Source organism: Sphingomonas sp. GW821-FHT10F09, assembly GCF_058809195.1.
This window is the reverse complement of record NZ_JBXASI010000006.1, coordinates 168,163-187,365: the sequence shown is the minus strand read 5'-3', so window position 1 is coordinate 187,365 and position 19,203 is coordinate 168,163. Positions and strand designations below refer to the sequence as shown.

The 19,203-nt window shown below is 63.1% G+C and carries 23 protein-coding genes and 2 pseudogenes; 14 read left to right on the top strand and 11 right to left on the bottom strand.

What is annotated here, in order from left to right:
* Positions 1-99: 99 nt before the first annotated feature.
* The 7 genes from AC1RTO_RS17280 to AC1RTO_RS17250 form a co-directional block, all read right to left on the bottom strand.
* Positions 100-975, bottom strand: a complete 876-nt coding sequence (locus AC1RTO_RS17280; RefSeq protein ID WP_493162032.1) for an NAD(P)H-hydrate dehydratase — start codon at positions 973-975, stop codon at positions 100-102.
* Positions 972-1,727, bottom strand: coding sequence for a histidine phosphatase family protein (locus AC1RTO_RS17275; RefSeq protein WP_493162030.1), 756 nt, complete (start codon positions 1,725-1,727; stop codon positions 972-974). Before AC1RTO_RS17275 ends, AC1RTO_RS17280 begins: the two co-directional genes overlap by 4 nt.
* Positions 1,728-2,122: 395 nt before the next feature.
* Positions 2,123-2,665, bottom strand: a complete 543-nt coding sequence (locus AC1RTO_RS17270; RefSeq protein WP_493162028.1) for a DUF4142 domain-containing protein — start codon at positions 2,663-2,665, stop codon at positions 2,123-2,125.
* A gap of 118 nt (positions 2,666-2,783) precedes the next feature.
* Positions 2,784-3,065 (bottom strand): HAD hydrolase-like protein, encoded by a 282-nt coding sequence (locus tag AC1RTO_RS17265; RefSeq protein WP_493162026.1) that lies wholly within the window; start codon positions 3,063-3,065, stop codon positions 2,784-2,786.
* Positions 3,066-3,083: 18 nt separating this feature from the next.
* Positions 3,084-3,275, bottom strand: coding sequence for a hypothetical protein (locus AC1RTO_RS17260; protein WP_493162024.1), 192 nt, complete (start codon positions 3,273-3,275; stop codon positions 3,084-3,086).
* Positions 3,276-3,280: 5 nt separating this feature from the next.
* Positions 3,281-3,562 carry a hypothetical protein gene (locus AC1RTO_RS17255; protein WP_493162022.1) on the bottom strand — a complete coding sequence of 94 codons (282 nt, stop codon included), beginning with the start codon at positions 3,560-3,562 and terminating at the stop codon, positions 3,281-3,283.
* Positions 3,563-3,908: 346 nt separating this feature from the next.
* Complete coding sequence (locus tag AC1RTO_RS17250; protein WP_493162020.1) at positions 3,909-4,592, bottom strand: PAS domain-containing protein; 684 nt, start codon at positions 4,590-4,592, stop codon at positions 3,909-3,911.
* A 763-nt stretch (positions 4,593-5,355) separates the two neighbouring features.
* Here AC1RTO_RS17250 and AC1RTO_RS17245 point away from each other — a divergent pair.
* From AC1RTO_RS17245 to AC1RTO_RS17200, 10 genes and pseudogenes are all read left to right on the top strand, one after another.
* Positions 5,356-5,592, top strand: coding sequence for a DDE-type integrase/transposase/recombinase (locus AC1RTO_RS17245; protein ID WP_493162018.1), 237 nt, complete (start codon positions 5,356-5,358; stop codon positions 5,590-5,592).
* 46 nt (positions 5,593-5,638) lie between these two features.
* The gene (locus tag AC1RTO_RS17240; protein ID WP_493162016.1) at positions 5,639-5,797 is read left to right on the top strand and encodes a hypothetical protein; all 159 of its coding nucleotides are present in this window, start codon (positions 5,639-5,641) and stop codon (positions 5,795-5,797) included.
* Positions 5,798-6,139: 342 nt separating this feature from the next.
* Positions 6,140-7,582 (top strand): methyl-accepting chemotaxis protein, encoded by a 1,443-nt coding sequence (locus AC1RTO_RS17235; protein WP_493162015.1) that lies wholly within the window; start codon positions 6,140-6,142, stop codon positions 7,580-7,582.
* A gap of 32 nt (positions 7,583-7,614) precedes the next feature.
* Complete coding sequence (locus AC1RTO_RS17230) at positions 7,615-7,902, top strand: STAS domain-containing protein (protein WP_493162014.1); 288 nt, start codon at positions 7,615-7,617, stop codon at positions 7,900-7,902.
* Positions 7,903-7,905: 3 nt separating this feature from the next.
* Positions 7,906-10,086 (top strand): chemotaxis protein CheA, encoded by a 2,181-nt coding sequence (locus AC1RTO_RS17225; protein WP_493162013.1) that lies wholly within the window; start codon positions 7,906-7,908, stop codon positions 10,084-10,086.
* On the top strand, positions 10,083-10,463 hold the full coding sequence (locus tag AC1RTO_RS17220) for a protein-glutamate O-methyltransferase CheR (RefSeq protein WP_493162012.1): 381 nt from the start codon (positions 10,083-10,085) through the stop codon (positions 10,461-10,463). The genes AC1RTO_RS17225 and AC1RTO_RS17220 overlap by 4 nt, the downstream gene beginning before the upstream one ends.
* Positions 10,460-10,636 (top strand): annotated as a pseudogene (locus tag AC1RTO_RS17215) (response regulator); the annotation flags it as partial. The gene AC1RTO_RS17220 and the pseudogene AC1RTO_RS17215, both read left to right, overlap by 4 nt.
* 23 nt (positions 10,637-10,659) lie before the next feature.
* The gene (locus AC1RTO_RS17210) at positions 10,660-11,103 is read left to right on the top strand and encodes a chemotaxis protein CheW (RefSeq protein ID WP_493162011.1); all 444 of its coding nucleotides are present in this window, start codon (positions 10,660-10,662) and stop codon (positions 11,101-11,103) included.
* Between the two features lie 35 nt (positions 11,104-11,138).
* Positions 11,139-11,351, top strand: a complete 213-nt coding sequence (locus tag AC1RTO_RS17205; RefSeq protein ID WP_493162049.1) for a hypothetical protein — start codon at positions 11,139-11,141, stop codon at positions 11,349-11,351.
* 39 nt (positions 11,352-11,390) lie between these two features.
* Positions 11,391-11,639, top strand: coding sequence for an EAL domain-containing protein (locus AC1RTO_RS17200; RefSeq protein ID WP_493162010.1), 249 nt, complete (start codon positions 11,391-11,393; stop codon positions 11,637-11,639).
* A 155-nt stretch (positions 11,640-11,794) separates the two neighbouring features.
* Here AC1RTO_RS17200 and AC1RTO_RS17195 read toward each other — a convergent pair whose 3' ends face one another.
* Positions 11,795-12,268, bottom strand: coding sequence for a DUF421 domain-containing protein (locus AC1RTO_RS17195; protein ID WP_493162009.1), 474 nt, complete (start codon positions 12,266-12,268; stop codon positions 11,795-11,797).
* Between the two features lie 117 nt (positions 12,269-12,385).
* Positions 12,386-12,715 carry a hypothetical protein gene (locus AC1RTO_RS17190; protein ID WP_493162008.1) on the bottom strand — a complete coding sequence of 110 codons (330 nt, stop codon included), beginning with the start codon at positions 12,713-12,715 and terminating at the stop codon, positions 12,386-12,388.
* Between the two features lie 249 nt (positions 12,716-12,964).
* Here AC1RTO_RS17190 and AC1RTO_RS17185 point away from each other — a divergent pair, with 249 nt between their 5' ends.
* On the top strand, positions 12,965-13,183 hold the full coding sequence (locus AC1RTO_RS17185; protein ID WP_493162007.1) for a hypothetical protein: 219 nt from the start codon (positions 12,965-12,967) through the stop codon (positions 13,181-13,183).
* A gap of 70 nt (positions 13,184-13,253) precedes the next feature.
* Positions 13,254-14,017: pseudogene (locus AC1RTO_RS17180) on the top strand (IS6 family transposase).
* 429 nt (positions 14,018-14,446) lie between these two features.
* Here the strand turns inward: AC1RTO_RS17180 and AC1RTO_RS17175 are convergent.
* Together AC1RTO_RS17175 and AC1RTO_RS17170 are read right to left on the bottom strand one after the other, a co-directional pair.
* Positions 14,447-15,586, bottom strand: a complete 1,140-nt coding sequence (locus AC1RTO_RS17175; protein WP_493162006.1) for an epoxide hydrolase family protein — start codon at positions 15,584-15,586, stop codon at positions 14,447-14,449.
* A gap of 204 nt (positions 15,587-15,790) precedes the next feature.
* The gene (locus tag AC1RTO_RS17170; RefSeq protein WP_493162005.1) at positions 15,791-16,711 is read right to left on the bottom strand and encodes an EthD domain-containing protein; all 921 of its coding nucleotides are present in this window, start codon (positions 16,709-16,711) and stop codon (positions 15,791-15,793) included.
* A gap of 200 nt (positions 16,712-16,911) precedes the next feature.
* On the opposite strand from AC1RTO_RS17170, the gene AC1RTO_RS17165 reads away from it, so the two are divergent.
* Together AC1RTO_RS17165 and AC1RTO_RS17160 are read left to right on the top strand one after the other, a co-directional pair.
* Entirely contained in the window at positions 16,912-17,805 is an 894-nt protein-coding gene (locus AC1RTO_RS17165; RefSeq protein WP_493162004.1) for a LysR family transcriptional regulator, read from the top strand.
* Positions 17,806-17,950: 145 nt separating this feature from the next.
* A complete protein-coding gene (locus AC1RTO_RS17160; protein WP_493162003.1) occupies positions 17,951-19,075 on the top strand; it encodes an NADH-dependent flavin oxidoreductase in 1,125 nt (374 codons plus the stop codon).
* Positions 19,076-19,203 lie beyond the last annotated feature (128 nt).

Sequence of the window (19,203 nt, the reverse complement as noted above, 5' to 3'; positions counted from 1 at the left end):
CGCGTGATCCGCGTTCGGTCGGGCCGCCGCGCCAACTCGCGGATGAACCAACGTCCGAAGCTGGACGTCGAAGGCGAATTGAACGTCTGCAAATGGGTCTTATTGGGGCAACAAGCGCGGGAATTCCGGCGGCAGTTCTCGCGCGAGAAAGCCGATCGGTCCGGACGTTGTGGCGACCCGGCGACCGGCCTGACCGTGCAACCAGACGCCCCAGCCCGCTGCAATCAACGGCGCGGCACCGCGCGAGAGCAGCCCGCCGATCGCCCCGGCGAGCACGTCGCCGGATCCTGCCGTTGCAAGGCCCGTCCCGCCCCCGCCATAGTGAAGCAGTGTGCCGTCCGGGGCGGCGACGACCGTATCGCTGCCCTTCAGCACGACGACTGCTCCGTACTCTTCAGCGGCATTGCAAGCGACGGCGGCGGGGGCGTCGGCGATCTTCCGTTCGTCCAGGCCAGTGAGCATCGCCATCTCGCCGTGGTGCGGCGTGAGCACGGCGCGGCCGGCGAAGCTACGAAGCGACCTCTTGAGGTCGGCCAGACAACCGATGGCGAGCGCATCGACGACCAGCGTTGCGTCGGCACCGGCCTGGTCGAGTACCGCGCGCAACACGATAGCCGCCGCCTCCGTCGTGCCGATCCCAGGGCCGGCTACGACGGTCTCGCACGCTTGCAACGCCTTCGCCAAGGCGTCGCAGGACGCATCGCCGATCTCGCCATCCTCTTCCGCCAGCGCCATCACGCCGGCTTCCGGCACTAGTAATCCCAGACCAAGCGCCGCAGAGGCGATCGTCGCGATTTGCAGCTTGCCCGCGCCGGTACGCAATGCCGCCTCGCCGGTCAGGCGCAAGGCACCGGGCACGATGCGCGATCCCCCGATCGCCAGCACACGACCGCGGCTGTTCTTGGTCGTTCCCGACGCGTGAACCGGCACCGGATTGGCCGCAATCCAGGCGCTGTCGATCGGCGTGGTAGTCATCCTCGAACCCCTGCGGTGCGCTCTGGCTCTGCGGTGACAGCGGGGGCACTTTGCTGCGTCAGATGCGCGACGTCGTTGTAACGCGTCAGCGTCATGACATCGTCTGCGCTCCGGCGGTATTCGGTGATCGAACAGTTCGCGACGTCGCCCTCTGCGTCGATTCCCAAGATCTGCTGCTCGGTCATGTTCTCGATCACGTAGCGCAGACACAGCACGACGACCTGATGCGCGACGATCATTACGCGGCGCCCGGCGTAATGCAGCGCAATCGTGTCCATCAGCGAGCGCAACCGGAACACCACGTCGCACCAGCTCTCGCCGCCCGGCGGGCGATGATAGAATTTACCTAGCACGCGACGGAACTCGGCCTGATCGGGATGAAGCGCGGCGACCCCGGCGGTGGTCAGTCCGTCGAGGATGCCGAACTCCTTCTCACGCAACCGCTCGTCGAGCGAGATCGCAATGTCGCTGTCGACGCCGCCGGCTTGCTGATACAGCCGTGCAGTCTGCTGCGCGCGGACATAAGGCGAGGCGAGCAGCGCGTCGGGGCGATCATCCGTGTCGAGCCCCGCAAACCAGGCGCCGAGCGTGCGTGCCTGGTCCTCGCCGCGCGCCGACAACGGAATGTCAACGTCACGCGTGTCGAGCGCGATCCGGTCCGAACCGGCGGCATGCGCCGCGTCACGCGCCACATTGCCCGCGCTTTCGCCATGGCGGATGATCCACAGGGCGCTCGGCCACCGATTGTTCATGCTATCGCCTCACTGAAGTGTCGTCAGGTAACCGCTGTCTAGACCTGCCGTTCCACGTGGTAGTGCCGCTGTGGATCATGGTGCTGGGTACCACCGTCTCGCCGGCCAGCGCCTTCCGGCAGTCGCTAGCGCGCACATTGCGCAGAAGCGACAGGCCGCCAACGAGGCCTAGCAACACCGCCTTGTTGGCAAGGCCCGGCTTGTCGTGCCGCTAGGCCGCGCGCGCCCGACCCGGTGGGGATGTCGAAGGCGTGGCCCGTGCCAAAATTCCCGGTGACTTCCTCGACGCCGTTGATCCGGTTTGCGCCCGCCAGCAGTAGCGAGTGCCACCAGCCGGATCCGCCGTGCCGGAACGAAGAGCGGCGGATCGCGCCGCTCCTCGGCCGGTCGGTCGGTCACATGCCGCGGTGATCGGCCATCGCGCCGTTCTGCATCTTCTCGGCAGCGGCGAGGTGCTGCTTGACGATCGGCACCGCCTTCTTGGCCGAGGTGCGCAGCGCCGCCTGATCGCCGCCCATGCCGTAGCTCTGATGCAAATCGAGCGCCGCCTGATGCGCCGGCACCTGCTGCGCGAGATAAGTGCGGTCGAAATCGGCCGGTGCGACGGACTGCAGTTCGTTTACCGAGGTCATCGCTGCGGGTTCGAGCATCGGCGCCGGTACGCTTACGCCAGCCTTCTTTGCCGCAGCCATGGTAGCGGCGGTGGTCTTCTGATGATGCTTGATCAGCATGCCGGCGAAGCGACGGATTGCGGGGCTTTTGGAACGTTCGAGTGCAACTTGGCTTGAATTGATTTCGTACAGGTCGCTCTGTCCGGCGGCCATCACGTAGGGCATCGCGGCGGTCTTAGCTTCGGCCGGCGGCGGCGGCGGCGGGGTCTGAGCGATCGCGGGTGCGGCGATGACGAGGGCGAGCGTGAACAGCGAACGCTTGATCATGGGAAGGTCCTTGAAGGCAGGTCGCAGCCGGTCGGCGACGACATCACGGTGCACATGGTGGAGACGGAACGCACCAGTCTCGCGAACGGCCGGGCGAAATCGCACTGAGGCGGATCAGCTACTCAGCGGTGACCCCTCGAAATCCGCCAGAAGCGCGGCAACTTCGTCGTACAGGAGGTCGCACCAGCCTCCCGCAAGGCGGCATCGCTGAAGCCACCGAGCGCGCCGCTACCGTGGCCATCCCGCATTTGGCCGCCGCGGCGATGTCGTAGGGCGTGTCGCCGACCACCAGTACCTTGTCCGGCGTGAGGATGCCACGGATTGCAGCGCCGCCGCGAAGATGTCGGGAGCGGGCTTGGTGTTCTCGACATCGTCGGCGCTGGTCGATGCGACGACGCAATAATCTAGTCGATGTCGATCAGCGTGGAGGACGGTTTCGCGCTGCGGCGCCGACCAGCACGGCGACCGACAGCAGGATCGCCGCGACCATGCCGCCGATCGCCAGCAGCCCGGCATTGCTAACGTCGACGCGCAGATTGGCCTCGACGCGGTCGCCGACGCGGAGCGCCAGATCGGCGTGCTGTCGCGACGCCTTTGTCCGGTCAGCCATTACCGTCAGTCCTCCTTTTCCGGTGCGGCGCCGCCCGGCGTGCCGATGTCGTAATCCTCGCCGGGATCGCCGCCGCCCGCCCCTGCGCCGCTGCCTTTGACCGCGCCGTCCGCGGGCAGGCCGCGCTGCTTCTGCCGCGCGCGCCACTCGGCCTGACCCTCGCTGTCATATTCCTGGCCGGAATAACCCGATCCGGCGCCGACCTTGCCCAAGCCCTCGTCGATCGGCCTGGCGAAGGGCGCGCGCTCGCCGTTGTCGGGGCCGATATCTTTCGGGGTATCGCTCATGCTCGTTCTCCAGTCAGAGAAGGGAACGGGTCGGCGCGCGCTTCCGCCCCGTCCGCGACGAAGAAAATCGCGATTTTCCCCCATGATTGGCTTTCCCCGCTAGCCAAGGAGCCATATTGCCCCAATCCTTCATACCCGAGATCTAGACCCGGCTGAGCGCGCTGAACGGGGCGTACGGGCAGGGAAAGCCTGGGATGACAGCGCGACCGCGAATCCTGAATGAACGTCTGTTTCTGGGAAGCGAAGAGAGAGTGTTGAATGACCACAAGTGAATCTTTGACGTCAAGTGTTGAATGACCACGAGTGAATCTTTGACGTCGCAAGTATGATTTGCTCGATAAAAGCATCAGCTCTGTATCGGTGAGGCCTTCCCGGAAGCAAGCGCAACCGGCTGAAGCGTTGCGGAAAAGAGCCGCTCGAGCTTCAGTGCGCCATCATGGGTAAGTTGGATGAACTCAGCAGCCTCATCCAGTACATTGATAAGACCGCGCTGCCCAAGCAGCCTGATCCATCGGGCTGCAATATCACGAGACAGGTTGATGCCGTTTGCGATGTCGGAGACGCTTGCTATGCGGCCCTCAGCCTCCGCCAGATAGGCGTGAACAAGAATTAGCCCCACGTGATCGTTGAATAGGTCGCGCCCCAGTTCCTCGACCCGAAGATCGTAAAGGTGTTTGACCTGGAGAGCGGCCTTCCACAGCCGTGACGGGGAAGCTGCTCGGTGCTTGCGTTCCGTCCAAGACAGGGTCGAGATTAAACGACCTTCATTATTGAACTTTGAAACCAGTAGATCTGCCTCGACCATGCCACCATCGGGGCGCACGTAGCGCTTGCGGAGGTGAGTTGGTGCTGCCTTGTCCACGAGCCGCTGCAGCATCTCGCTGCTCTTTTGCAGGTCTCCAACCGCCGTAATCTCTTTGTATGACAGGCCAATCAGCTCATCACGCTTCCGCTGAACAAGCTCGCAAAACGCTTCGTCTAAGTCCAAAATTATGCCGATTGTACTGGAGACACAATGCGCGACGGGCATTCGTAAGTCTTTCTGAGATTGCGTTGGCCAGACCCGCTTATAGCAGATTTTCAACGTATTCCGGCAAGTCTGTTCAGGGGCGTCGCGCGGTTTGTCCTGCAAGCGTCTGCGTATTAACACCTCGACGTCAGGATGATCAGGCAGAGAGAGAGCATAACGCCGACGATGATCGAGGTAGCCGGCTTCGTGGCAGCTAGCCAGCGAAACCACGCTTTCCTAAAGCTAGGATGGGGCATCGGTGTCGCCACGCCGATCAGTGCTCAAAACGCCAACCCAGACAGCCCGGTTGCCTCCATTTATTTGACGAGTGAGCCCTGCCAACGACAAAAGCGAGATAGCGAGCAACCTATACTCCTTGGCTCGGACTAAACTGTGTCACCTCCAGCGTCAGGTCCTGCGGTGCCAGCTCACGGATAAACCGGAAGCATCCGAGAGAACTCTGTCAAACCAACGTGGCAGGCTGGGCAGGGGGCTGATATGGATCGCGGGTGAGCCGAAAATCGAGGACGCTGCCGCGAGCCGGTTTTGTTGTTTCAATTCGTCGCCAAGGTGATCCGGCTGGTGGTGCTAACGTACGTACGTTTTCCACTGTCGTTGCGGAACGTCGTAGATCTGCTGTTCGAGCGCGGGTTCAACATTTGCCATTAAACAGTACGGCTGTAGTGAAACCGTTTCGGCCCACTGTTGCCGATGATATCCGTCGCCGCGGGTAAACCGTATGCGAAACTTTCGCCACTAGCGCTGGCACCTCGACAAGATAGACGTGAAGCTGGATAGTAAGATGGTCTACCTTTGGCGGGCGGTGGATCACGAGGGTGACGTGCTGGAAAGCTACGTTACAACGAACCGGGATAAGGCGGCGGGGCTTGCCTTCATGAAGAAGGCGCTTAAGCGGCACGGCGTACCTGAGGCCATCACTTTAACGGCCTTCGCTCCTACGGTGCGGCAAGGAACGAGCTGGGCAACCGAAGAAGCACGAGGTCGGCCGCTGGGCTATTAACCGGGTGGAGAATGGTCACCTGCCGTTTCGACGAAAGGAGCGAGCTATGCTGCGGTTCCGGCAGATGAAGACGATGCAGAAGTTCGCCTTCGTCCACGCCAACATCCACAACCACTTAACCTTCGAACGCCACCTGATTGATCGACAAACCTACCAGGAACGACACTCCGCCGCGCTGGCGCAGTGGCAAATCCTTGGCTGCTAGGCTCCCGCCTTCAAAGACCGAGGTGCGCCGTGTAGAGAGCGGTTCGAGTTAGGCTGACAGCGCCGATAGAAGACATCAAATCACTTCGTCTCGAAGTTGGTATATGGTTCCAATATATCCGGAATGATGATTTATATCTTTTTGACCTGATCGTCTGTCAGATCCGTCTCGAAAGATCGCTCAACCTAGATCCTACTGCGTCGCTTACATCTGGACCCAAACTGTGGGAATCGCGCAGGTTACACTCGAAATGGTTGCTCAACGGCCCGTTAAGCGACTCGCGCGATCTTCGTGCATCAAGCACCGCGCGGCCATTTCCGCCGGCTGACGGAGACATTGCCGATGTTAAAATGGTTTGAACGGCGCGCGCCGATCCGCGTCAAATTTCGTGTGCTCGCTTTAGTCCAATGCATTCTGGGGGCAGCGGCGGTGGCAATCTCTGCCGCCATCGCCTTCGGCGCGATTCATGCCGTTCCTGCGGTCGAGATCGCAGTATCGGCGCTGACTGTCGTTACGATTGTCGCGATCACGCTGCTCGGCGGACGATTTATATGCAAGCCTTACGTCCACACCGTAATACGCATGGAGGCATTGGCCGCTGGCGATCTCCATAGCCCGATCGCCTATACAGACAATCGCGACTGTGTGGGACGAATGACGACGGCGATGGCAGTTTTCCGCCGCAACATCGAAGAAGCGAACGCTGCCGAAGCCCAGCGTCAGATGGCATCGGCGCTTGCCGAGGGGCTCGGTGAACTATCGCAAGGCAATCTGACTTTCCGAATCATGGCGGCACTTCCAGCCGATTTCGAGCCGCTGCGCATCGACTTCAATCGCGCGATGGACGAGATGATGGCGGCCGTCGCTGCAGTCAACCATGCCGCGGGTAGCATCAAGACCGGCTCACGCGACATCTTGCAAGCGTCCGACGACCTTTCGCAACGCACCGAACAGCAGGCCGCGAGTCTTGAAGAGACGGCTGCGGCGATGGACGAGATAACCTCAACCGTTCGACAGACGGCGGCGCGCGCCGATAGCGCCAGCGGCGTTGTCGCGGCCGCGCGAGCCGAGGCCGAAGAGTCCGGTGACGTCGTCGCTCGAGCCGTGGAGGCGATGAGCGGCATTGAGCGTTCGTCTAACGAAATCTCCGAGATCATCTCGGTCATCGACGGGATCGCGTTCCAGACCAACCTGCTCGCGCTCAACGCGGGCGTCGAGGCGGCCCGGGCGGGCGAGGCCGGCCGCGGCTTCGCGGTCGTCGCGTCGGAAGTGCGCGCGCTGGCGCAGCGGTCGGCGGATGCCGCCAAAGACGTTAAGAAACGTATCACTGTTTCATCCGAGCAGGTTGACGTCGGTGTCGGACTGGTTTCCGAGACCGGCAAGGCGCTTCGGCGTATCATTGCCCGTTTTGGAGAGATAAGCGCTTTGGTCGCGCAGATCGCCATCGCCGCCGAGCAGCAGTCGACAGGACTGCAACAGGTCAACATTGCAGTCGGGGAAATGGATGGCGTAACTCAGCAGAATGCCGCGATGGTCGAGGAATCGACCGCCGCCGCACGCAGCCTCGCCGCCGAGGCGGACGAGCTCGCCCGTCACGTGTCGCGCTTCAAGATCGACGCGAACTCCGGCCAGGGTGCGGCCATCGCCGCGCTGCCGTCGGGTCGCCCGGTCGTGCACCAGCTGCAACAGCGTGCCGCCGACGCCGGTCGCCGGATCGCGAGCCAGTCGCGCCGCAACGGGTCCGCTGCCGTCGCCGTCGCGACGGACGACTGGTCGGAATTCTGATCCAGCCAGCCGTCATTCGCGAAGGACGAACCATGCCTGCCCATCCGCTGCCGACCACCCTCGATACCGACGCCGCCGGCCCGCTGCGTCAGGCCCTTCTCGCCTGCATCCAGCGGGGTGAGGACATCCACTGCGACGGGGTCGAGGTGTCGCGGATCGGGCAGGCCTGCCTGCAGATCCTGGCGAGCGCGCGGGCGACCGCGCTCGCCCGCGGCCTCGGTTTCCGCATCGACAATCCCAGCGATGCGATGAACCGCATGATCGCGGTCGCGGCGCTGTCGGATGCGCTGGCCCCCGTTACCGCCGCCGGAAAGGCCTGAGCCATGAACCTCGACGAGATCCAGCAGATCTTCTTCCAGGAATGCGACGAGGGGCTCGCGACGATGGAGGCGAGCTTCGCCACCATCCGCCAGGGCGCCGACGATCCCGAGACGATCAACACGATCTTCCGCTCGGTGCATTCGATCAAGGGCGGCGCCGGTGCGTTCGGCCACGAACGGCTGCAGGCGTTCACCCACGAATATGAGACGTTGCTGGACCTCGTCCGCAACGGCACGCTGACGCTGTCGTCGGACCTGCTCGGCACCATCGTCGGCGCGTTCGACATGCTGACCGACCATGTCGCCGCCGCCCGCGACGGCGGCGATGCGCCCGCCGATGGGGCGATGCTCGCCCGGCTGGTCGCCGCATCGAAGCCCGAGGCGCAGCCGCAGCCGGCCGCCCAGCCCGCCGCCGCCGCGCCGGCCCCGGTCGAGGCGCCCGCCGCCGCCGCACCGGGCGACGATTTCGACGACCTGTTCGCCATGTGCGAACCGGCCGCCGCCGCGACACCCGACGAGAGCGCCGACTGGCTGGTGACCTTTTGCCCCGGCGAATCCGCGCTGGAGAATGGCGGCGACCCGCTGCTGCTGCTGCGCGAACTGACGATGCTGGACGGCGAGGTGATCGCGGTCGACACGTCGCGCCTGCCGCTGCTCGACGAGCTGCACCCCGAACGCTCCTATCTCGGCTGGACGGTCACCGTCCCCGCCGCGGCGGCCGAGGACGACATCCGCTCGATCTTCGAATTCATGGGCCCGTGCGACCTCGAGCTGGTTCGTCCCGGCGCGGCTGATGCCGATGCCGGGGACATGTCGGGCGACCTGCTGGTCGACCTGCTCGACGAACCCGCGCCGGTCGCCGCAACGCCGGTGGCGATCGCCCCGGTCGCCCCGGTCACTGCGGTCGCTGCGGTCGCTCCGTCGCCGGAACCGGTCGTCAGTCCGCCCGCCGCGACGGTCGAGCCCGCCGGCCCCCGCTCCGCGGTGGCGCCGCCCGCGCAGACGATCCGCGTCGACCTCGACAAGCTCGACCGGCTGGTCAACCTCGTCGGCGAACTGGTCATCACCCAAGCGATGCTGGCGCAGCGCCTGTCCGAACACGGCATGGCCGGGATCAGCGAGCTGACCGACCTCGACCACCTGACGCGCGAGCTGCAGGAATCGACGATGGCGATCCGCGCGCAGCCGATGAAGACCGTCTTCAGCCGCGTGCCGCGCATCATCCGCGAACTGGAGGTCGAGACCGGCAAGCGCGTCCGCCTCGATATCGTCGGCGAGATGACCGAGGTCGACAAGACCGTGGTCGAGCGCATCGGCGAACCGCTCACCCACCTGATCCGCAACGCGGTCGACCACGGGCTGGAGACGCCCGCCGACCGCCTCGCCGCGGGCAAGTCCGAGGAAGGCGTCGTCACGCTGTCGGCGGCGCATCATTCCGGCCGCATCGTCATCACCGTCGCCGACGACGGCCGCGGCATCGATCGCAAGCGCGTCCGCGCAAAGGCGGTCGAGCGCGGCATCATCGCGGCGGATGCGATCCTGACCGACGAAGAGGTCGACAACCTGATCTTCGCGCCTGGTTTCTCGACCGCGGCGACGGTGTCCAACATCTCGGGCCGCGGCGTCGGCATGGATGTGGTGCGCAAGAACGTCCAGGCGCTGGGCGGGCGGATCGGCATCAATTCCAATCTCGGCTCGGGCAGCAGCTTCGCGCTGTCGCTGCCGCTGACGCTCGCGGTGCTCGACGGCATGATCGTCACCGTCGGCGACCAGACCTTCGTCATCCCGCTCGGCCATATCGTCGAAAGCCTGCGTCCGAACGACGAGGGCGTGAAGGTGCTCGGCCCGACCGCCTCGCTGCTCGACGTACGCGGCTCGTACGTGCCGGTGCATCGCGTCGCCGAACAGCTCGGCATCCACGGTGCGCAGCGCGATCCGACCCAGGCGGTGCTGATCGTGGTCGAATCCGACACCGGCCAGGCGGTGCTGATGGTCGATTCGATCCAGGACCAGCGGCAGGTGGTGGTGAAGAGCCTCGAGGCCAATTACGAGGCGATCCCCGGTCTTGCCGGCGCGACCATTCTCGGCGACGGCCGCGTCGCGCTGATCCTCGACGTCGATGCGCTGATCTCGCGCTGGCGCCGCGATCCGCGTCTCGCCGCGCCGATGGACCTCGCCGCATGACCGCGGTGACGATGACGGCGAGCCGCCAGACCGAATTCCGCTTCGATCCCGCCGACCACGCCACGATCAGCGCCTTCGTCTACGACGAGGCGGGCATCCTGATGCCGCCGGGCAAGATGCAGCTCGTCTATGGCCGGCTGGCGCCGCGGGTGCGCGCCAGCGGCCTGACGACCTTCGCCGACTACATCGCCCTGATCGACGAGGACGCCGAGGAGCGCACCCGCGCGATCGACGCGCTGACCACCAACCACACCAGCTTCTTTCGCGAATCGCATCATTTCGACCATTTCCTCGAACATGCCTGGCCCGCGCTCGATCAGCGGCTGGCGGCGCGCGGCAAGGTGTTGGAACCCGACTTGCTCATCACCGACATCTGATCGAGAAGGTGCGCGAACAGGACCGGCACCGCAATCTGCCGATCCTGGTGTTGACCACCGAGAGCTCTGACGAGAAGAAGCAGCGCGCGCGCTCGGCGGGCGCAACCGGCTGGATCGTCAAGCCCTTCCACCCCGACAAGCTGGCCGCGGCGATCCGCCGCGTCCTGCACTGATCGTCCTTTCAGGAGCCCAACCCATGTCCCGTCAGCTCATCACCTTCCAGATCGGCGAACAGGTCCTCGGCGTCGATATCATGGCGATCCGCGAGATCCGCGCCTGGTCGCCGGCCACCCCGCTGCCCAACGTGCCGCCGCACGTCCGCGGCGTCGTCAACCTGCGCGGCGTCGTGCTGCCGGTACTCGACCTCAGCCACCGGCTCGGCTGGGGGATGACCGATCCCTCGTCGCGCCACGTCATCATCGTCGTGCGGATCGGCGACCAGCTGCAGGGCCTGATCGTCGATGCGGTCAACGACATCGTCACCATCCCGACGGACGGCATGCAGCCGCTGCCCGATATCGGCGAAACCCCGGCGGCGCATTTCCTCGAAGGACTCGCCACGATCGACGAGCGGCTGATCGTGGTCCTCGCGCTGGACCGCCTCGCCGACACCTCGATCACCCTCGCGGATGCCGCCTGAGCCTCCCCGTCATCATTCCAAGGAAAGTTTAGGTCATGGCTGCCCCGGTCAAGGTTCTCGTCGTCGATGATTCGCTCACCATGCGCGCGTTGCTGTCGGGTGCGCTCGAAAGCCGATATCGCCGCCTTCATCGCTGCGCACAACGAAAACCCAAAGCCCTACAAATGGGTCAAATCCGCCGACAATATCCTCGCCTCGGTCAGATGATTCTGCCAGAAAACAATGAGCCGAACTTCGGATTCAGGTGACTAGGTTTGCTGGCAAAATTCTAGACCGACTATATCAAGTTGGACATGGACGTTATTCGGGGCGTCGAAGCCAGTCTGCCTCGGCGCATGATTGTCGAAGGCGTGATACGCATAGCTGCCGCCTTAAACATTACCGTGATTGCTCAAGGCATTGAGACCCCTGGCGAATACGACGTTCTCCACGCGATGGGGGTGCGTTACATTCAAGGGTATTTATTAGCGCGCCCGGGGTTCCGGTCGCTTCCTGCGGTAACGCTGCCTGGCAGCTCCATAACGGTCGCTGCATAGCGTTCACCACCGAAGCGATACGACAGAGCGATGTGACGTAAGGGTGTTTAGGTGCGTGGCGGCTGATCGAACGCCCGACGGTGGAGACCGAAATGCGAACCGTCGTCGCAGCGGATTGAAAGCTAATGGCGGTATCGCAATCCGAAAGTGAAGTGCTATTTCGCATCTTCCTTCTTGATCACGCTAATCTCGCCGTCCCCCTCCATGATGGCGTGATGAACTAGGTCGAGATCCTCGACACCCTCCTCCCTCAGCTGCTGCATGAGTTCCTCTCGGCTCATCAATGCCTTGCGCATGTTGGCCCGGTTGAGCTTTCCATCTTCGACCAAGATCATCGGTGGCGCGGCTGTGAGAAATGCGAGAGGCTTGAATTGGAAGCTTGCCCAATTGAGGACCCAACTCCAGAAGAGGATCGTCAGCACGAAAATGGCGCTTTCCGTAATAGACTGTGCGTCGCCGCTGAACGCGGGCTGCGCTCCATCTACCACGGCAACGACGACCAGGATGTCTGCAATATTAACCTGACCGCCCTCGCGTTTAAGCAGGAAGCGCATCACGAGGAACAGGAAGAGGTACATGATTGTCCCGCGCGCGATCACCTCCCATAGTGAAAGCTCGGGTTTGAACATCGACGACCAATCGGGCATATACACCTCTCGATCAGCTGAACGCTCGGATCGAAAGCTCGCCGCTATTTCATAATGTTGCTAGCGAACGGCCCCATATCAACGGCATCTTGGCTTCGTTCACGTAACCGCTTTAAGGGCTTCCTCGTGATAGTAGTTCATACGCTGTAGAGCAGTGGCGGTCAAAGCCACGATCTCGCCCTCCACTTCGATCATGCCTTCCCCGATCAAATGTTTGATCCAACGATCGCCGATGACCTTGTTCTTGGAAGTGAGATTGACCGCATTGTCGACGTACATCGGCTGCTGCCGCAGAGCCGCGATGTACATATGGAGCATCATGTCCCATGCGTATTCATCGAATATGTCAGCTGGGAAATGACCATAGCGTAGCGCACGCAGGGCCACTTGGGTCTTGGCAAGGTCCAGACAGCTTACGAAAGACGCCATGATGCGCTCCAGGTCGATACGATTGTGGATAGGAGCCAGGTGGCGGGGCGTATACAGCCCCCTGTCACGGCATCAGGGTTAATGCCATATGGAGATGCGGATGACGAGCCAATTGGATGTAGGGCCACTGCTCGCATCGCTCGACGCAGCCCTCATCGAAGCTGATCGGCTGGGTCATACACTGGCGGCTGCGATGATTACCGATTGCATTGTTGCCATCCATCAAACGCGGTTACCGGAGTCCGCACGGTGACCGAAGGCTCCGAGATCAGCACGATTGAGCGTGCCTTCCAGCTCGCTCGTGTCGGCACGTGCAATTCCGTAAACGACATCCGCGAGCAACTGTTGCGCGAGGGGTATCCGAGCGTCTTGAGTCACGTCTCGGGACTGAGCATCAGGAAGCAGCTCAGCGCGATACTGGCCGCCCGCGGTGCAAACCAAAGCTCCGCCAACGATGATCAAGAATGATCTGCGAAGATCAGCCTGCATTGTCAGCGCAAATGCACCGGTGGCAATCGGGGCAGGGTAGAGCTGCGACATGCCCAGGCCGCGCAAGCCAGCTACGCCGTTCCGCTACTTCAACACATTGTCTGAGGTGATCCGGCTGGTAGTGCTGATGTACGTCCGTTTCCCGTTATCGCTGCGGCACGTAGAGGACCTTCCGTTCGAGCGCGGGATCGGCATTTGCCACGAGACAGTGCGGATGTGGTGCAACAGGGTTTGGTCCGATGTTCGCCGCCGAGATGCGTCGCAAGCGGGTGAGCGACATGCAGGGCTTTCCCCGTTGGCGTTGGCATCTGGACGAAATGTACGTGAGGCTGAGCGGCGAGATGGTCTACCTTGAACGAGCAGTAGACACGAGGGCGAGGTCTTGGAAAGCCTACGTCACCAGGAGCCGTGACAAGGCGGCAGCTCTCGCGTTCATGAAAAGGCGCTGAACCGGCACGGGTCGCCGAATGCGATCACCACCGATGGCTCACGCAGTTAGGGTGCAATGGACGAGCTACGTTGCCATGAACGGCAGGAGGTAGCTTGGTCGGCCAGCAACCGGGTCGAAAACAGTCACCTGCCACTCCGAAGGCGGGAGTGCGCGATGCTCCGGTTCAGGCAGATGAAACGCTACGAAATTTCGTCTCCCTCCACGCCAACATCCACAATCACTTTAATCTGGAACGCCACCTCATTGACCGGGAGACCTACCGAACACGACACTCCGCCGCGCTGGCGAAGTGGCAGATGCTTGCGACCTGGGTCCCGCCCTCGAATACCGACCTGCAGCGACCCGAGTCGCGTCCGCCTTAAGCTGACAGCTTCCTTGACACCATTCGCTGTACTGGCGCAGCAAGGCACCGGTATGGCAAGTGTGGGCGCGGGCGCGCTGACCGCGGTGTTCACCGTCATCAAAGTGGTGCTGCTCGGTCGCAATCTTCCGAGCCAGCCTGCTGGTCAGCGGCCAGAAGACGGGCTTCAAACAGCTTCTCCTTTTGGCTCGTCGCAACGCCGATAAGCCGGACGACAGTGGTCACGGTTTCCAGGCAATTGTCTCGCAAGGGTTCTCCATCGGGAAAGCCCTCGCATTGGTATCTCAGTATTGTGGTTTGACCATGTAGCTCAAAACAGGAGGGTGGCGGTGAGAGCTGCCCGCGCTGATGCGGTCGTGACGACGCAGGGCATTGAAGCCCTGCTCCGCCATCGCCACGCACCACGCTTCGGAGAGGGAGATTTCCAACTTCAGGAGCGCGCCCTCGACACAGTCGCGATAAAGGCGCGTAGGTCGGCCAGCATCAGTTCCGGCTCTTCCAGTGCGGCGAAATGCCCGCCCCGCGGCATGTCGGTCCAATGCACAATGTTAAAGGTCTTCTCCGCGAACGAGCGCGGTGGCGGGAGGAACACCGGGTCGGGAAAGGCCGCAAAGCCGGTGGGCACCTGTATGCGGGTGCCGGCCGGGAGCATTCGCGACTGCTCAAGCCGGCTACCGTAGTAAATCCACGTTGCCGTCACGAACGATGTCGGCGCGATATAGAGCATGATGTTGGTGAGGAGTTCCTCCTCGGAGAACTTGCTCCAGATGTCGGGGTCGCCGTCGGCGGTTGTCGGAAGATCGGCCCATTTGCCGAACTTCTCAAGTATCCAGCCCGCCGCGCCGACCGGGCTGTCGGCCATCGCGACGCCGAGCGTCTGCGGCCGGGTTGCCTGCTCGTGAAAGTAGGCGCTCTCCTGCTCGGCAATCGCGGCCCGCTTGGCGGCGAGAAACTTTTCCTCGTCGGTCGTCGGATTGGCGTCTTCCGCGCGTATGGTCATCATGTTGATATGGATGCCGAGTAGAGCGTTCGGTCGATCATGCGCTGCCCAAGTCGCGATACTGTGGCCCCAATCCCCTCCTTGAACGAAATACTGCGCATCGCCGAACAGTTGGGTCATCAGCTCATGCACAAGCGCAGCAGTCCGCCGTGGGCCGATCGGGCGCGTTATCGGGTTGGAGAACGCGAACCCAGGAAGTGAGGGGACGACGACATCGTGCCCGTCCGCTGAGAGCGGCTGCAACAGCCGCTCGAACTCGAGATACGAGCCCGGCCAGCCGTGAAGAAGCAGGACAGGCGGCTTGGAGCCGTCGCCTTTCACATGAACGAAGTGGAGGTGCTCGCCTTCCACGTCGGCCGTGAAGTTAGGGAGTGCGTTCAGCCGCCGTTCGACCGCACGCCAGTCGTAGCTGTCCCGCCAATACGCGGCGAGCCGCTTGAGGTCGCCAACTCCGACCCCCGCTGACCAGCCACCCGCATCCGGCAGCTGGCTCCAGTCATAAGCCTCAACCTTGGCTGTGATCGTGGCGAGCCGTTCGTCAGGGATGTTGATCGTGTAGGGTGAAATCATGGTGGCTCTCCGCTTAAGCTGAGATGCGGTTCGATGAAGAGGGCGTCCGCCAATCTGCTAGCCATATTGTCGATGGATGTTCTGAAAGCCGACGGTCGCTCGCTACACTATTCGGTCCGCCGCAGAGGTTGAAGGTGAATGGGGAGCAGAAACGGCGCAGCGAATGACCGGGTGTGGGTCATCTTGCTGCTGACGCTTCGGCCCTTAATCAAGCCTGCCGTTCACCAGCAGCTGCCGGACGCTGTCAGTGGTCTGGTTGACCGCGCCCAGGCGCTCGATCAGCTGCGCCGCCCGGCTGCCCCTCAGCCCCGCAAGTGTCAGTTCCTTGTCGCGGACATAGGTGTACATGCCGCTGACCGCGAAGGGGGTGACACGGCCGATGTGCTGCTTTTGCCCGCCGACCGTGCGCAAAAAACCGTCGGAAGCGAAGAAACGTCGGCGAGCGAGCGGCGTAGCGAAGGTGAGGTCCAGGACCGCAAGGCGCTCGCGTTCCGGCGGGACTGTGTGCGCCACGTCGGGCGCGGGCGGTGCGGGATCGGCATTGTCATAGGCCTCAGGCAGATGCAGCCGGACGCGCAGCAGCGCCGGGTCCGCTGCGAGCGTCTCCGCCAAGGTCCCCATGAAGGCGGCGAACGCTCCTGGATCCTTGGCGCCCGGCCCGAAGTGGACGTGCATCCGATCGTATGCGTCGTTACCGTTGGGGCTGGGGTCCGCGATCCGATCCACCAGTGTCCGCGAGCCCTGGGGAAGCGCATAGGCAACCGTGGCGGCAAACATGTTCTGCTCGTCGGAGAACAGGATGGACGACGCCTCGTCGAAGACGGCCTGATCGGTGGCATTGGCGAAGCCAATCTCTACCCCGCCATCGAGCACATAGTCACAGAAGGGCTCGATTCCCTCCTGCGCGGGCCACAGGTGCGCATCCTGCTCGCGGTCGAGGTGATACTGAACGTACCAGGCTAGCCCGGGTATCCGCGAGCAGAGCGGACCGTGGACGTCGCGCCAGTAGGTCGCAAATACCTTGTGGGGCACCTGCGGCCGCTTCAGCACGGTGGTGTAGGTGTTGATCGCAATGGCGGTGTCGCGCGCCGAATAATCGTCGTCGAGGCGATGTTCACAGGTCATGGCAGGTCTCGTGGCTGTGGGGCAGGGGATGAGGTGATCGGCGCGCAATCGCACGAACAAAGCGACGAACGCGCCATCGGTGGTTTGGTACCCCCCGCGAAGCTCAGCCGGCGGCTTTTGGACATGACCATAAGGTGACATGTGTCAGTTTGTGCGGATAGACGGGGAGATGTGTATGAGCGTAGAAGCGGTAGTTATAGATGCGCCGTGAGGAGATGGCCGACCTGACGGCTTTCGTCGTCGTCGCTGAAGAGCAGAGCTTCACGCGAGCCGCGGCCAAGCTCGGTATCTCGCAGTCCGCGCTCAGCCAGATCGTCCGTCGCCTGGAGACGCGGCTTGGGCTCCGACTATTGGCGCGGACGACCCGGAGCGTGGCCCCGACCGATGCCGGCCAGCGCCTGTTGCAGACGTTGCAGCCGGCTCTGGAGGATCTCGATGCCAGCATCGCCGCGCTGAGCGAATTACGGGAGAAACCGGCCGGCACGATCCGGATCAGTTCTGTCGAGCACGCGACCGAGGCGTATCTCTGGCCGGTGCTCAAGACGTTGCTGCCCGAGTATCCCGACCTCAACGTCGAGATCGTCAATGATTACGGCCTCACGGACATCGTCAGCGAACGCTACGATGCCGGCGTTCGTCTGGGTGAGCAGGTCGCCAAGGACATGATCGCGGTGCGGATCGCACCCGACATGCCGATGGCTCTGGTCGGTTCGCCCGCGTATTTCAACGCTAACCCGCCACTCGACAACCCCCAGGATCTGGTCCGGCATCGCTGCATCAATCTGCGCCTGCCGACTTCTGGTGGGCTGCGCTTCTGGCCGTTCGAGAAGGATGGCCACGAACTGAAAGTCCGCACCGAGGGGCAGCTGGTGTTCAACGCGATCGACATGATCGTCGAGGGATCCCTTGCCGGGCTAGGCCTGAGCTACCAGCCCAGAATGATCGTGCAGGATCATCTCGATGCCGGTCGTCTCGTTCAAGTGCTGCCTGACTGGAGCCAGGCGCTACCCGGCTACCACCTATATTATCCCAGCAGGCGCCAGCCCACGCCGGCCTTCACCCTCCTCGTGAATGCGCTGCGTTATCGCGGGTAGCCCGGCCCTTCGATCTGTATTCGTTACTCCTGCTTCTAGGTTAATGCACATCTTATGATCTAATCGACCAGCGCCACCCGTCCTAAATTCGGAGGGCGGCGAACAGCCGCGTCACGCCGTTACGGGCAAGGACCGGAATTCTAGCATGAACGACTCCAGCATCTTTGAAACTCTCGAGCTTGGCCAAGGCCTAACACTACGCAACCGGCTCGTCATGTCGCCGATGACGACGTGGTCGGCTGACGATGACGGCACGGTATCGGATCAGGAGGTCGACTATTACCAGGCGCGGGTGAAGGACGTCGGCCTCGTCATCACCGGCTGCACGCATGTCCAGCCCAACGGCGTTGGCTTCACAGGCGAGTTCGCCTCGTACGACGACAGCTTCCTGCCCAGCCTTACGAAGCTCGCCATCGCGGCGAAGAGTGGCGGTGCGCCAGCGATCCTGCAGATCTTCCATGCCGGGGTGAAGACCACGCCGGACCTCTCCGACGACATCGTCGCGGCGAGCGCAATACCGGGTGAGGCGGGTCCGTTCTCGGCCGCCGTCACGCCGCGTGCGCTGAGCGATGCCGAGGTCGTGGACATGATTGCCGCGTTCGGAGCGGCCACCCGTCGCGCGATCGAGGCAGGTTTCGACGGCGTCGAGATCCACGGCGCACACGGGTTCATCCCGCAGAACTTCTACTCGCCGCACTCCAACACGCGCGATGATCGTTGGGGCGGCACGCCCGACAATCGCCTGCGTTTCCCGCTTGCGCTGGTCGAGGAAGTCCGCCGCGTCGCCACGGAGCATGCCACGCAGCCGTTCGTCATCGGCTATCGCACCTCGCCGGACGAGCCGAACGAGGACGGCTTGCGGATCAAGGATACGCTCGTACTGATCGATCGTCTGATCGACGCCGGCGTCGACTACCTGCACGTCTCGCTCCCCGACGCGCTGCACGCGACACCGGTCGACGATCCCGACGGCGCGCCGATCGTGACGGTGATGACCCGCCATGTCGCTGGGCGCGTTCCGGTGATCGCCGCGGGCCAGGTGCGAACCCCCGCTCAGGCCAGGGAGGCGATTGCTACCGGCCTGTCACTCATCGCGCTGGGCCAGGCGCTGGTCATCGACCCAGACTGGGTGGCGAAGGCGCGCGACGGTCGCAACGACGCCATCAAGACCGACGTCGCCAAGAGCGAAGCAAGCGTGCTGCACATCCCCGATAAACTGTGGGCGATCATCGAGATGGCGCAGGGCTGGTTCAAAGTCCGTCCCGATTGATTGCGCCGGTCCTACCGATCCGGACCACCCGAATACCTTTTCCCTGTTCACCAACCCCTCGACATCGTCGAACTGGAGATCATTCATGAAATACCGCAAACTTGGTTCGTCGGGCTTGTTCGTCTCTG

Coding starts and splice junctions, on each gene's coding strand:
- AC1RTO_RS17195 (WP_493162009.1), bottom strand. CDS start 12,268: ATGTTCAAACCCGAGCTTTCACTATGGGAGGTGATCGCGCGCGGGACA.
- AC1RTO_RS17160 (WP_493162003.1), top strand. CDS start 17,951: ATGAACGACTCCAGCATCTTTGAAACTCTCGAGCTTGGCCAAGGCCTA.
- AC1RTO_RS17260 (WP_493162024.1), bottom strand. CDS start 3,275: ATGGCTGACCGGACAAAGGCGTCGCGACAGCACGCCGATCTGGCGCTC.
- AC1RTO_RS17240 (WP_493162016.1), top strand. CDS start 5,639: ATGCTGCGGTTCCGGCAGATGAAGACGATGCAGAAGTTCGCCTTCGTC.
- AC1RTO_RS17275 (WP_493162030.1), bottom strand. CDS start 1,727: ATGAACAATCGGTGGCCGAGCGCCCTGTGGATCATCCGCCATGGCGAA.
- AC1RTO_RS17220 (WP_493162012.1), top strand. CDS start 10,083: ATGACCGCGGTGACGATGACGGCGAGCCGCCAGACCGAATTCCGCTTC.
- AC1RTO_RS17170 (WP_493162005.1), bottom strand. CDS start 16,711: ATGACCTGTGAACATCGCCTCGACGACGATTATTCGGCGCGCGACACC.
- AC1RTO_RS17190 (WP_493162008.1), bottom strand. CDS start 12,715: ATGGCGTCTTTCGTAAGCTGTCTGGACCTTGCCAAGACCCAAGTGGCC.
- AC1RTO_RS17210 (WP_493162011.1), top strand. CDS start 10,660: ATGTCCCGTCAGCTCATCACCTTCCAGATCGGCGAACAGGTCCTCGGC.
- AC1RTO_RS17280 (WP_493162032.1), bottom strand. CDS start 975: ATGACTACCACGCCGATCGACAGCGCCTGGATTGCGGCCAATCCGGTG.
- AC1RTO_RS17255 (WP_493162022.1), bottom strand. CDS start 3,562: ATGAGCGATACCCCGAAAGATATCGGCCCCGACAACGGCGAGCGCGCG.
- AC1RTO_RS17225 (WP_493162013.1), top strand. CDS start 7,906: ATGAACCTCGACGAGATCCAGCAGATCTTCTTCCAGGAATGCGACGAG.
- AC1RTO_RS17230 (WP_493162014.1), top strand. CDS start 7,615: ATGCCTGCCCATCCGCTGCCGACCACCCTCGATACCGACGCCGCCGGC.
- AC1RTO_RS17175 (WP_493162006.1), bottom strand. CDS start 15,586: ATGATTTCACCCTACACGATCAACATCCCTGACGAACGGCTCGCCACG.
- AC1RTO_RS17250 (WP_493162020.1), bottom strand. CDS start 4,592: ATGCCCGTCGCGCATTGTGTCTCCAGTACAATCGGCATAATTTTGGAC.
- AC1RTO_RS17270 (WP_493162028.1), bottom strand. CDS start 2,665: ATGATCAAGCGTTCGCTGTTCACGCTCGCCCTCGTCATCGCCGCACCC.
- AC1RTO_RS17205 (WP_493162049.1), top strand. CDS start 11,139: ATGGCTGCCCCGGTCAAGGTTCTCGTCGTCGATGATTCGCTCACCATG.
- AC1RTO_RS17235 (WP_493162015.1), top strand. CDS start 6,140: ATGTTAAAATGGTTTGAACGGCGCGCGCCGATCCGCGTCAAATTTCGT.
- AC1RTO_RS17165 (WP_493162004.1), top strand. CDS start 16,912: ATGCGCCGTGAGGAGATGGCCGACCTGACGGCTTTCGTCGTCGTCGCT.